Here is a 12,094-nt window from a genome sequence, read left to right on the forward strand (position 1 = left end):
ACTCAACAGTGCCGTTGAGTAATGATTTGCACCGATTCGCAAAACAATAATTATTGTAATAAGCCGATGAATGGGTTAGCAAAGATAAATAGCAACGCAATACCTACAGCAATCATTGAAATCGCATCTAAAAGACCTGCAACGATAAACATTTTGATTTGTAAGCTGCTGGCTAATTCAGGTTGACGAGCTGATGACTCTAAAAATTTACCACCTAAGATAGCAAAACCTAACGCAGTACCTAATGCCGCCACAGCAAGAAGGATTGCAGATGCGATGATTGTTGTAGTAATTACAGTTTCCATAATGTTCTCCATAAGATTGAAATTTAGACCGAAGGTCTGGTTTTGTTTATAAAAAATTAGTGTTCCGCTTTGTTATAACCCATACTTAAGTAAACCACCGTTAGCATCATAAAAATGAATGCTTGTAAGGTAATCACAAGAATATGGAAGATAGCCCAAGCCAAATGCATGAAAATACCCATTGAGTTAAGTGCAAAATTATTCGCCATATACATCACTGCAATAAGAATAAAGATAAGTTCGCCCGCATACATATTACCGAAAAGACGGAATGCCAACGAAACAGGTTTTGCTAACAATGTAACAGACTCAAGTGCTAAGTTAACAGGAATTAACAAGGGATGATTAAAAGGGTGAAGCGTATATTCTTTAACAAATCCGCCAATACCTTTTGATTTAATCGTATAGAAAATAATTAAGAAGAAAACACCGATTGATAAACCTAATGTTCCACTGATATCTGCGGTAGGTACGGCTCTTAAATATTCAACGCCCAACAAATGTGCAAGCTGAGGAAGAAAATCCACAGGAATCAAATCGATGGCATTCATAATGAATACCCAGCAGAAAATCGTTAAGGCTAATGGACCAACGGTGTTTCGTGGACCGTGAAAGTTTTCTTTTACAATGCCATCAACCCAGTCGACCATAATTTCAACGAAACATTGCATTTTACTTGGCACGCCTGAGGTGGCTTTTTTAGCGACTCTAGAAAAAATGAAAAGAAAGATTACGCCAGAAAGGATAGAAAAGAAAAGTGTATCTAAATGGACATGCCAAAAAGAATCACCCGTTGTCAGGAATGATAAGTGATGGCTAATATATCCAGCTGTTGTAAGTTCTGCTGCCATAATGGATCCTATTAAAATTAAAATAAATTTTTTAACTTTTCTCGGCTTTGATCTTTAAACATATAGGAAAAATATTATTAAAGAAAATAGCCAAAAAATAACCTATAAAAAAAACATAATCTATTTTTTTATAGGTGGTAAATACTGCTATAAATAATACGATAGTTAGTGCTATCTTGAATGCTTCACCGTAATACAGTGCGGTCATTTTATTGGCTATTGGTTGAGATTCTCTACGAAACAGAACAAAAAAGATGAAAAAACATTGCGGCAGAAACCCACAAACAAATCCTAGAGAAACAGAAACGCCCGCATCAAAATCATAAACTATTGTTATTATTGATAATAAAATAAAAAGCAACGCTTCGCTAATTATTGCTTTTTGATATATCTTTTTACCTTGTTTTAATACAGCCGACATATCAAACCTTAAATTAGTGAACTGACAATCATTAATTATACGTTACTATGAGCTTTATTCAACCATCTATTGGAATAAATAGCGTCACTTAATTCCCATTGTAACAAAAACTAAGGATTTTTAACAATGTTGCAACATTTATTTTACGATAAAATTTATATTTTGTTATCAAAAACAACATTATTTATACGAAAATGAAATAACTGCTGTTGCATTAACCGTTCCTGCTTTAACCTCGCCCTCCGTATTGACATATTTTGCACTAAACAACACGTTCGGATGACGCTCATCACGAGAAAATTCAAAGGGGTTTTGTAACTGAATTCGCTGTTCTGCTTTATATAATCGGATACCCACACCTTTTGCAGTGGAAAGCGATGTATCAAGGCTTAAGATATCCGTATCATTCGTTGGATTGGTATTATCTTTCACCACCGCATGAACTGTGACATGTTCATCGCAAGTTAATCCTAGATGAAAATGTCCGCCAAAGGCTTCACTGCCTTTGGTTGGAATCTCCGATTGAGCAATTTTTCTTAAATTTACCGTTTGCTGAAGACTATTTGGATTAATTTCACAAGATTTCGATTTGACTAAGGCATGAATGGGTTGCACGATCAAATCAATGCGTTGCTCCCCATCCATAAGATAGCCAAGTGGAATCTCAGGGGAGGTGAGTGCCCCAATCGACACCTTATCATGATAGCTAATGAGTTTTACTCCTACGCTGACATGATGATTCATGACAGGAATCTGCTTTCTTTGTTCTTCTGTCAACCTTAAAAGGTTTTTATCATCTAGAAAAAGGATCAAACCTAAACCATCAATAGGTGTTTTAAGTATTTTTTCATTAGCAAAATCAATAAGTTGATCTTCTGAAAAGGTTTGATTAAGAAAAAAAGAAAGTTGATTTTCTGTCGTATTAAGTTGTCGGCTTTGGGTTTCAAACACTTTACCCTGAATTTTTCCTTGGTAAAAATACATATTCACAGGATAACTAAAAGTAAAATCCAATTGAGATAGATTTGCCCAAGCCACATGAGAAATACTGACTAAAAATAATAAAAATTTCACTAAACTTTTCATTGTTAGTCCTTATTTATTTTTTCAAGCAAGTTACCGAATGAATCGCACCATCCGCCTTATCTAAATGATAATCGAACTGACATTTATTATTCTCGCTTGCCCCCCAATCTAATTTAATGGTGCCTTTTTTATCGATACCACGCACAAATAAACGTCCACCTTGCACCACATAACCTAAGGTTTGCCCTTGTAAATTAAAGGCTTCAGTGGCTAAAGGCGGGAGACTTCCATCGGCTAATTTCACATCAAAAATCGCCACATCGCCTGATTGTGTGTCAAATTTCACCACGATACTGCTATTTGCACGAGGAATAATTTCTCGCCCTGTGGCTGAAATTTCCACATCATCCTCTAAATTTTCGGGATCAATACTGACATAATTGACTTCATAAGGTGACACATAAGGCACAATCCCATTGCCAAACCAATCTAAATACGCATTATTGGCATTATTAATTTTTGCCCCTTTTGCCCCTTTAGCATGAATCACCGCAAAGGTATCACTAATATCATTTGCCAATGTCACACCATAAGGGTGAGCCACCACCGCACCACTCATTCCCATGCCATATTGTTTCGTGTTTTTTGATTTACTCATAGACAGATTAATAAAGGCATAAGGGGCTTGATAACCCGCATAAGCGGCATAATGTGACAAGTTGCCTTGTTTTGAACTCGACAAACCATAATTCACTTGGTTATTTTGACCTAATACACCATTTATCGAGGTTCTGACATAATAATCTTGCTGATTATGTTTACTGTAATTGACCGATACTCTCGGCAGTGAACGATGTTGTGGGAAAGAAAGCGAAAGATTCACATAAAAACGCTTATCTTTACGATCAGACCCCGCTAATTTCGATTCCGCATAACTGACTTGATATTGCAGGTTTTTATAGGCGTTACTGTAACCTAAGTAATACTCTTTCTGTGCTCGCTGATTGTGCCAAAAATAAGCATGACTAAAAGAGAAATACAGGTTGCCCAAAGAATCCCCTAAATTTTGATTGAGCGAGACCGAATAACGTTGTTTCACCGATCTTGGGCGAAGATGATTGATTTGATTATTGGCATAAATCACATCTTGCAGATCATAATGATGTGGCGAAAAATAACGATACGCAGACAAGGCGAAATAACTATTTAAATAAGGGATTTTCACATTGTAGTGAAGATTTACCGCTTTATTCGTATAGTCTTGTTGATATTTTTCTGATTTCAACCGCACTTTTGAAAAAGAAAAATGGGAAGCAATCCGCCCGAGAGGTGTTTCGGTAGAAAAACCCAATAAACCAAGCCCATAATTTGGGGCAAAGGTCGCTGCAGTGTTTACGGTGAAACCATTAAATAAGCCATATTGGGCTTCGCCTTGAAATACCCCGTCTTTAAATAATTTCTCACCTTCACGATAACGCCCTAAATTCACACGGTATAACCACTGACCTGGACGCACTAACTGAATCCCACTGGCGAAAGGCACAATAAAGGAACGCTGCTCACCGTTAGACTCCGTAATCACCACTTCTAATTCACCTGCAGAACTGTTTGGATACAAATCCTCAATCACAAATGCCCCTGCCGGTACATTGGTTTCATAAATAATATAATCGTTCTGTTTTACGACGACTTTGGCATTTGAATTTGCCACACCACGAATTAAAGGTGCATAGCCTCGTAATGAAGCAGGCAACATACGCTGATCGGACGCCAATTTTATTCCACGCAATGAAAAACCTGATAACAACTGATTATCGGTATAAAAATCCCCCATGGTTAATTGGCTATGTAGTGGGGTAATCGCCGTTTGTAAATAGGTGTAATCTCGACGATATCGGGTGGACGTCTCATTAAACCAAGTTTGTGAGCCACGGTGCCGTAATGCCCAGCTGCCCACGCTTACGCCAGCTAAAATATTTAATGAAGATGTTTTTGATTTAAAATCGCCAGAACGAGAAATATATTGATTCGCATCATAACGGACAAAAGCCGTGGGATCGCTTGATTGCCAAAGGGCTGGTGAAATATAGCCTTTTGCCTGTTTCACCAGTAATTCCTGCGGAATCACCACCTGTAGTGCTTGTTCAGCCACATTAAAACTGATTTTCGCTTGCGGGATAGATTCCACCGCACTAATACAAGCCGACTTTTGTTTAATCTCAATGGCTTTTGGTTTTAATGCTAAAATTTCTTCAAGATCTTCGGTTAAACACAAGCCTGAAATAGGTTCTGCATTCTCCCCGCGATCAACAAAGGTTAATAAAATCTGCCCACGACGAATATGGTTAACATACACATCGGCTTGATAATCCCCTGAAGGAATCGGATTACCATATTTGAAACGTTCTACTTCCGCTAAAGGTTGACCAGCAAGTTGATTCATAAACCGAGAATCAAATTCAATGCCCTCATCTTGAGAAGAAAGATCAGACACTTCCGCCCAAGTTTGAAAAGGCATCAGGCTAGACAGAACAAACAAGCTGAGAAAGTGCGGTCTAAATTGTTGCAATTTTTGCATAAGAGTAGAATCCATTACCACTCCTTAAATTATAGCGTTGATTGCCCTGAGAATTTTCCACCGTAATCATTAATGACATGCCAATGTACATCGGCTTTTCCTTTAACAGGTTGCACCAAATCAAATTGGGCTTCTGCAAAAGGAGCGACCATATCAGCATTTTTCACTTTATACACTTTCTTACCTTGTTTTAATTCAATCTCTAAATAGGTGATATGGTAAGGTGTTGGGTTTTTTACCACCAATTTTTTGCCATTAACCGACCATTGCACTTTTTGGTAAGCATCACTGACGGGATAAGGCAGAGAGGTGGGACGAAAGAAGAATTTTAAGCGATTGTTTACCGCAAACTGCAAATAGTTCGGATTTTTATCCAATTCTTTTTTGCTCGGTTTTGGCGGAATATCAAATAAGTTGAAATAAAACAGGCTTTCACGATCCTGTGCTAATGCCTCCCCTGTATAGCGAATACGCAACACTTGTTGTGATTTGGCTTCCATACGTGAGACTGGCGGTGTAATAATGAAAGGTAATTTAATGGTGCTAGGATCTACATTAGTACGCCCATCATCAAGCCATGCTTGAACAAGGGCTGGACGATCACCATTATTTTCCAGTTGAATAGAGATATTTTTCTTATCTTGCGGATACACAATCCTTGTACCTAAGATAACAACGTTTGCTTGACTACTTGCAGTAAAATATAAAATAAAAAATCCGAATAACCATTTCAGCATAGCATTTTCCTTAAAAATAAAAAAACAAAGTATTTCCCCAAAGGAAAGTCAAATAAATATGAAAAAGCGTAGGTTAATACCCTACTAAATATAAGCCAAATAAACTCAACCTCACAAAAGTGCGGTGTTTTTTTAAAATGTTTTAAAAATAAAGATAAAAAGAAAATAAACTCCCCTAATATAGGGGAGTGATTGATAATTTATTTGTAAGTAATTTTAAATGGTAATACTGCCTGAACTAGACCTGGTGTTGCCTCTCCACCTTGAACAACATATTGAGCAGTAAAAGAGAATTTATAAGGGTTAGATGAAACCTCTTCTGATGATTTAAGAGGTATAGACTGAACATTTTGACTATCAGCATCTGAACCAGATAATAAAATATCTCTTGAATCTTGAGTTAATTTAATAAAAACATTATTAGCTTTATATTCTTCAGAAGCTGTATTTTTTAATAAATTATTTTCTACACTACCAGATTTAGGTTCAAATAGAATAGTCACATTTTGACCATTAAAATAAGTACAGTTCTCTAAATCAATATCGAAGCTAGTATTTCCAGTTCCTGATTTATTCTCATTTAATTTATCAACCAATACTTTAGGTAAAGTAACTAATTGATTTTTTGCACCTTTTTTAACAATACTACAAGTATGTTGAGCTACCTCACCCAAAAAATTAATTTCTGAAGTAGTGATAGCTGTTCTCTCTAAATCCGAAACATCGCTAACTTCAAGAGAAACATCGCTATCCGCTAATGCTGAGCCGCTAAATAATGCTGCCATGCTTAATGCAATAAGTAACTTTTTCATATTTTTATCCTTAATATAAAATAATCCTATATATAAAAACCCGTTTTAAACTGGTCTTACCAACCACCTAAAACGGGTTATATATTATTCAATATGAAAACAAAAATAAATCACTTTTTAAAATAAAATTAACACCTCAGGCTATATGTGATCATGATCTGTTAAATTTCAATAAGTTAAATGATTTTTACGGTATAAAGGCATACTTTTTTTATGTGTAAACGTTTTTATTTAAAATAATTAAATGCCTTTCACCTATCAATTCTGGTACATTTAATTGATAAATTTGTTTGATGGAAAAACTATTTTCAAGCTGATTAACTTCATCCTGATGATATATTCCTTTTAACGCATAAAAGTGTCCTTCTTTATTAATTAAATGCTGACACCAGTCAGCCATATCTTTTAATGAAGCAAAGGCTCGACTTAATACACCATCAAAAAATTGTTCTGGCTGATAATTTTCAACACGGCTTAATACCGCTTCTACATTATTTAATTCTAATTCACGAATGGCATTCCGAATAAAGCTAATGCGTTTCCCTAAACTGTCTAATAAAATAAAATGTTTATTGGGATTAATAATTGCCAAAGGTAAGCCCGGTAAACCCGGCCCTGTGCCCACATCAATAAAGCGTTCCCCTTCTAAATAAGGGCTAACCACAAGGCTATCTAAAATGTGTTTGACGAGCATATCCATAGGATCTCGCACGGAGGTGAGGTTATAGGCTTTATTCCATTTATGTAATAACAAAACCAATTTCACTAACTGAACTTTTTGTTGATCGGTAATAGAAAGTGCGGTTTGTTTTAATAAAGTATTTAATTTTAGGTTAAGCTGCTGTTCAAGATTAGACATTATTCACCACGCTTTAGCATACCTTGTTTTTTCAAATTCACTAATAAAATGGAAATTGCCGCTGGGGTTACTCCTGAAATACGTGAAGCTTGTCCAATGGAAACAGGGCGATGTTGCTCTAATTTAGACCGCACTTCATTGGATAATCCTGCCACGGCGGCATAATCAAAATGAGCAGGAATAGCGGTGTTTTCGTGGCGTTTTTGACGTTCGATTTCTTCTTGTTGATGCTCAATATAACCTTGGTATTTAATGGCAATTTCCACTTGTTCTACCGCTTCTTTATCTGCCATTGCAGGTTGGAATGGGGTTAACGAGGTCAAAATGGCGTAATTGATTTCAGGACGACGTAATAAATCTTCTCCATTGGCTTCACGCACTAATGGACTGCCTAACACTTTATTGGCTTCTTCAAGGTGCTCTGAACGTGGGTGCAACCAAATTTGACGTAAACGCTGTCTTTCTAATTCGATGTTTTCCATTTTTTGATTAAATCTCGCCCAGCGTTTTTCATCAATTAAGCCTAATTGGTGGGCAATTGGCGTTAAACGGCTATCGGCATTGTCTTCACGCAACAATAGACGATATTCAGCACGAGAGGTAAACACACGGTATGGCTCTTTGGTGCCCAAGGTACAAAGATCATCAACCAATACGCCAATGTAAGCTTGATCTCGACGTGGATACCACGCCTCTTTTTCTTGCACCAATAAACCTGCGTTGATCCCTGCCAATAAGCCTTGTGCGGCGGCTTCTTCGTAACCTGTAGTGCCGTTAATTTGACCCGCAAAGAATAATCCTGAAATGGATTTGGTTTCTAACGTTGGTTTGAGATCTCTTGGATCAAAATAATCGTACTCAATGGCATAACCTGGTTTGACAATGCGGGCTTTTTCCATGCCTTTCATGGAATTGACGATCTTCATTTGTACATCGAAAGGCAAGCTGGTGGAGATCCCATTTGGATAGATCTCATTGCTGGTTAAGCCTTCAGGTTCAAGATAAATTTGGTGTGAATTACGCTCTGAAAAACGCATCACTTTATCTTCAATGGACGGGCAGTAACGTGGGCCGATCCCTTCAATGATCCCAGCATACATTGGGCTACGATCTAAGTTATTGCGGATCACTTCGTGGGTTTGTTCGTTAGTATGCGTGATAAAGCAAGGGATCTGGCGTGGGTGTTGATCTACGGATCCCATAAAAGAAAACACGGGTAATTTTTCATCGCCATGTTGTTTGGCTAATACAGAAAAATCAATGGTGCGTGCATCAATGCGTGGTGGTGTGCCTGTTTTTAGGCGATCCACGCGTAAATTAAGATCACGTAAACGATCGGCTAACATCACAGAAGCGGGATCCCCTGCACGTCCCCCTGTGTAATTTTCTAAACCAATATGGATCTTGCCAGACAGGAAGGTGCCTGCGGTTAAGATCACGGCTTTTGCTCGGAATTTTAAGCCCATTTTGGTAACCACACCTGAAACACGATCTTGCTCTAAAAGAATATCGGTTACTTCTTGTTGGAAAATATCTAAATTCGGTTGATTTTCTAAGGCAATGCGAACCGCTTGACGATATAACACACGGTCGGCTTGTGCACGCGTGGCACGAACCGCAGGACCTTTGCTGCTGTTTAGGGTGCGAAATTGGATCCCTGCTTGGTCTGCAGCCGTTGCCATTAATCCACCCATGGCATCAATTTCTCGCACTAAATGCCCTTTTCCAATGCCCCCAATGGCTGGATTGCAAGACATTTGTCCTAAAGTGTCCACATTATGGGTTAATAACAGGGTTTTTAACCCCATACGAGCAGGGGCAAGTGCTGCTTCTGTACCCGCGTGTCCACCCCCGATCACGATGACATCATAATTTTCAGTATAAAACATAATAACCTTTTCAATTTATCTCGAATTTCAGGGATCCTTTGATCCCTTTTTGCTGGTTGGCTATTCTACTGAAATTTGCAGATCCATGAAAGCAACATTTTTGCTCAAGGTTGGGCGATGATCTTGGAAAAGATCGGTGGCTAATAAAGATAAGATCTTTTTATATAAAGTGATCTTATTATTATGATTATTAAGATCCACGAGATCTGTGATTAAGATCCTTTTCTTATTGAAAATGAAGAGGTTAGATCATTTTTATTGTTGTGAAGATCATAAGCTAAAGCGTCAAAAAAACTGTGTATAATCCGCTTAGTTATCCACAGGTTAAAAAAGAAACAATCTTATTCAGGGTATAAAAACAGGTTTTATACAGTTTAGATCTAAGTTATCCACAATAAGATCGGGAAGTTGATTGCTGAAATCCTGTACATAATAGGCATAAAAAATGGCATATCTGATCAGATATACCATTGCATTGGAAGAGATAAATTATAATTTGCTGAGAAATTGAGGAAGCCATTCTTCCGCTGTTTGTTCAGGATCAGTTACATTGAGCATATCCATTCTCAAGGATTCACAAACCTGTAACGCATCTTTACCTAACAATAATTGCTCCACATGATCGACGGCTTGACAAAATGTATCATAATCGGAATTTCCTAACCCGATCACCGCAAAGCGTAAATCCGCCAGTGGGCTGGAATGGAACGCCAATTTTTCAAATAAGGGTTTGATGTTATCAGGCAATTCGCCCGCACCATGAGTTGAGGTAACCACCAACCAACATTTTTCCGCCATCACTTCTTCAAAACTTGGCCCATGTTCTAGGCGAACAGGGTAATCTTGTTCGGCTAAAATGTCGGCAAGATGTTCAGCGACATATTCTGCTCCACCAAGCGTGCTGCCTGTGATTATACAAATTTTTGTTTTCATCATTCCTCCAAAAAAGAAGGCTTAGAAAATACTAAGCCTTCGGAAAAATACGTATTATACGTTGTCAATTTTGCCTAATAATGAACGTAAACGCTCTTGCCAGTTTTGGTGTTCACTCTTTAGCTGTTCATTTTCATTGCGTAATGCATCATAAGCTTGTTGTGATTGCGTGTTTTTTTCTTTTAGTTCATCAATTTCTAATTGAAGCAATTGAATGGTTTCAACCGCTTGTTTAATTTTTTCTTCGAGTTGATCTAAAATTTCTAAAGACATAAAGGATTCCTCTACAATGTAATAAGTTTGTCTATTCTACTCTAGTTAACTTTGATGTTAAACAGATGAAGATGATTTCGCTGTAACCTTAGCATAATTTGTAAAACTGTTCGAAAAAATTATTCTTATTTTTGTATTTTTTCGTTACGCAACCGTTTGCTAGGTGCTAGAATAACGCCGAATTTTCATCAACCAAAGCAAAGGATAATAAAATGAATAGAGCATTAGCGATTGAATTTTCAAGAGTCACTGAAGCAGCCGCACTGGCAGGTTTTGCTTGGTTAGGTCGTGGTGATAAAGCGGCAGCAGATAATGCGGCTGTACAGGCAATGCGTTTGATGTTAAATCAAGTGGACATGGATGCCGAAGTGGTGATTGGTGAAGGGGAAATTGATGAAGCCCCAATGCTTTATATTGGGGAGAAAGTGGGAACGGGGAAAGGTGAACAGGTTTCCATTGCCGTGGATCCCATTGAAGGCACCAGAATGACGGCTATGGGGCAAGCCAACGCCTTATCTGTGCTAGCAGCAGGCGGTAAAGACACTTTCTTAAAAGCACCTGATATGTATATGGAAAAATTGGTGGTGGGGCCTGAAGCAAAAGGCATGGTGGATCTTAATTTGCCGCTTGAGCAAAATCTTCGCCGTGTGGCTTCAAAAATGGGTAAATTATTATCACAATTAACGGTGATTACCTTAGATAAACCTCGTCATCATGACGTGATTAAGAAAATGCAACAACTTGGTGTCAAAGTGTTAGCCATTCCTGATGGGGATGTGGCAGCATCGGTGCTATGCTGTTTGCCTGATGGTGGCGTGGATATGCTTTATGGCATTGGTGGCGCCCCTGAAGGTGTGATTGCCGCCGCCGCAGTGCGTGCATTAGGTGGTGAAATGCAAGCCCGTTTATTGCCACGAAATCAAGTGAAAGGGGATTGTCCTGAAAATCAAGCCATTGCCAATGAGGAAATTCGTCGCTGTCATGAAATGGGCGTAGAAGTTAATCAAGTGCTTAAACTAGAAGAATTAGTACGTGATGATAATTTGGTCTTTTCGGCAACGGGGATCACCAATGGCGACTTGTTAAAAGGAATTCACCGTAAAGGCAATCTTGCCACCACAGAAACCTTATTAATTCGTGGTCGCTCTCGTACCATTCGTCGTATTCAGTCTGTGCATTATTTAGATCGTAAAGACACGGCGTTATATCGCATTATTGGTGCTTAATTATTCAGCCTGCTTAATTGCAGGCTTTTTTATTTCGCCAAAGTGCGGTCAATTTTGAAAAAGTTTTACGGGAATATGCCACGAGATCGATAGGTGGTAAGCCAAACTTTTAATGAAAAAGTCTATTTTGCTTTCATGATTGAAAGTGTTATATTGAGCCACTTTTCATCAAATATAGATTCAT

Annotated in this window: 12 protein-coding genes; 1 reads left to right on the top strand and 11 read right to left on the bottom strand. The window is 38.0% G+C overall.

Translation table 11 applies throughout. From position 1 onward, the window contains the following. Positions 1 to 50: 50 nt before the first annotated feature. The 11 genes from atpE to zapB all read right to left on the bottom strand — a co-directional run bounded on the left by atpE (position 51) and on the right by zapB (position 10,684). Entirely contained in the window at positions 51 to 305 is a 255-nt protein-coding gene (gene atpE, locus ACPEEM_RS10085; protein WP_424401979.1) for a F0F1 ATP synthase subunit C, read from the bottom strand. A gap of 56 nt (positions 306 to 361) precedes the next feature. Beyond that, positions 362 to 1,156: a F0F1 ATP synthase subunit A gene (gene atpB / locus ACPEEM_RS10090; RefSeq protein WP_424406892.1), complete on the bottom strand. Its 795-nt coding sequence runs from the start codon at positions 1,154 to 1,156 to the stop codon at positions 362 to 364. A gap of 31 nt (positions 1,157 to 1,187) precedes the next feature. After that, a complete protein-coding gene (locus tag ACPEEM_RS10095; protein WP_424401981.1) occupies positions 1,188 to 1,577 on the bottom strand; it encodes an ATP synthase subunit I in 390 nt (129 codons plus the stop codon). Between the two features lie 180 nt (positions 1,578 to 1,757). After that, a complete protein-coding gene (locus ACPEEM_RS10100; RefSeq protein WP_424401982.1) occupies positions 1,758 to 2,663 on the bottom strand; it encodes a fimbrial protein in 906 nt (301 codons plus the stop codon). Positions 2,664 to 2,676: 13 nt separating this feature from the next. Further along, on the bottom strand, positions 2,677 to 5,196 hold the full coding sequence (locus ACPEEM_RS10105; protein ID WP_424401983.1) for a fimbria/pilus outer membrane usher protein: 2,520 nt from the start codon (positions 5,194 to 5,196) through the stop codon (positions 2,677 to 2,679). 14 nt (positions 5,197 to 5,210) lie between these two features. Further along, positions 5,211 to 5,918 (bottom strand): fimbrial biogenesis chaperone, encoded by a 708-nt coding sequence (locus ACPEEM_RS10110; RefSeq protein ID WP_424405073.1) that lies wholly within the window; start codon positions 5,916 to 5,918, stop codon positions 5,211 to 5,213. Positions 5,919 to 6,118: 200 nt separating this feature from the next. Then, positions 6,119 to 6,730, bottom strand: a complete 612-nt coding sequence (locus tag ACPEEM_RS10115; RefSeq protein ID WP_424405075.1) for a fimbrial protein — start codon at positions 6,728 to 6,730, stop codon at positions 6,119 to 6,121. 211 nt (positions 6,731 to 6,941) lie between these two features. Continuing rightward, positions 6,942 to 7,589 (bottom strand): 16S rRNA (guanine(527)-N(7))-methyltransferase RsmG, encoded by a 648-nt coding sequence (rsmG, locus tag ACPEEM_RS10120; RefSeq protein WP_424405077.1) that lies wholly within the window; start codon positions 7,587 to 7,589, stop codon positions 6,942 to 6,944. Then, positions 7,589 to 9,478, bottom strand: a complete 1,890-nt coding sequence (gene mnmG / locus ACPEEM_RS10125; RefSeq protein ID WP_424401987.1) for a tRNA uridine-5-carboxymethylaminomethyl(34) synthesis enzyme MnmG — start codon at positions 9,476 to 9,478, stop codon at positions 7,589 to 7,591. Before mnmG ends, rsmG begins: the two co-directional genes overlap by 1 nt. 489 nt (positions 9,479 to 9,967) lie before the next feature. Then, a complete protein-coding gene (gene mioC / locus ACPEEM_RS10130) occupies positions 9,968 to 10,411 on the bottom strand; it encodes an FMN-binding protein MioC (RefSeq protein WP_424404115.1) in 444 nt (147 codons plus the stop codon). Between the two features lie 54 nt (positions 10,412 to 10,465). Further along, the gene (gene zapB / locus ACPEEM_RS10135; protein WP_424401988.1) at positions 10,466 to 10,684 is read right to left on the bottom strand and encodes a cell division protein ZapB; all 219 of its coding nucleotides are present in this window, start codon (positions 10,682 to 10,684) and stop codon (positions 10,466 to 10,468) included. Between the two features lie 212 nt (positions 10,685 to 10,896). Here zapB and glpX point away from each other — a divergent pair, with 212 nt between their 5' ends. Further along, on the top strand, positions 10,897 to 11,910 hold the full coding sequence (gene glpX, locus ACPEEM_RS10140; protein WP_424401989.1) for a class II fructose-bisphosphatase: 1,014 nt from the start codon (positions 10,897 to 10,899) through the stop codon (positions 11,908 to 11,910). The last annotated feature ends 184 nt before the right edge of the window (positions 11,911 to 12,094 follow it).

It is taken from the genome of Pasteurella pantherarum (genome assembly GCF_049670885.1).
Taxonomy (GTDB): Bacteria; Pseudomonadota; Gammaproteobacteria; order Enterobacterales; family Pasteurellaceae; genus Pasteurella.

Bases quoted from the DNA above. Each gene is read 5' to 3' on its own strand.
- atpE (WP_424401979.1), bottom strand. From the start codon at position 305: ATGGAAACTGTAATTACTACAACAATCATCGCATCTGCAATCCTTCTT.
- atpB (WP_424406892.1), bottom strand. From the start codon at position 1,156: ATGGCAGCAGAACTTACAACAGCTGGATATATTAGCCATCACTTATCA.
- ACPEEM_RS10095 (WP_424401981.1), bottom strand. From the start codon at position 1,577: ATGTCGGCTGTATTAAAACAAGGTAAAAAGATATATCAAAAAGCAATA.
- ACPEEM_RS10100 (WP_424401982.1), bottom strand. From the start codon at position 2,663: ATGAAAAGTTTAGTGAAATTTTTATTATTTTTAGTCAGTATTTCTCAT.
- ACPEEM_RS10105 (WP_424401983.1), bottom strand. From the start codon at position 5,196: ATGGATTCTACTCTTATGCAAAAATTGCAACAATTTAGACCGCACTTT.
- ACPEEM_RS10110 (WP_424405073.1), bottom strand. From the start codon at position 5,918: ATGCTGAAATGGTTATTCGGATTTTTTATTTTATATTTTACTGCAAGT.
- ACPEEM_RS10115 (WP_424405075.1), bottom strand. From the start codon at position 6,730: ATGAAAAAGTTACTTATTGCATTAAGCATGGCAGCATTATTTAGCGGC.
- rsmG (WP_424405077.1), bottom strand. From the start codon at position 7,589: ATGTCTAATCTTGAACAGCAGCTTAACCTAAAATTAAATACTTTATTA.
- mnmG (WP_424401987.1), bottom strand. From the start codon at position 9,478: ATGTTTTATACTGAAAATTATGATGTCATCGTGATCGGGGGTGGACAC.
- mioC (WP_424404115.1), bottom strand. From the start codon at position 10,411: ATGAAAACAAAAATTTGTATAATCACAGGCAGCACGCTTGGTGGAGCA.
- zapB (WP_424401988.1), bottom strand. From the start codon at position 10,684: ATGTCTTTAGAAATTTTAGATCAACTCGAAGAAAAAATTAAACAAGCG.
- glpX (WP_424401989.1), top strand. From the start codon at position 10,897: ATGAATAGAGCATTAGCGATTGAATTTTCAAGAGTCACTGAAGCAGCC.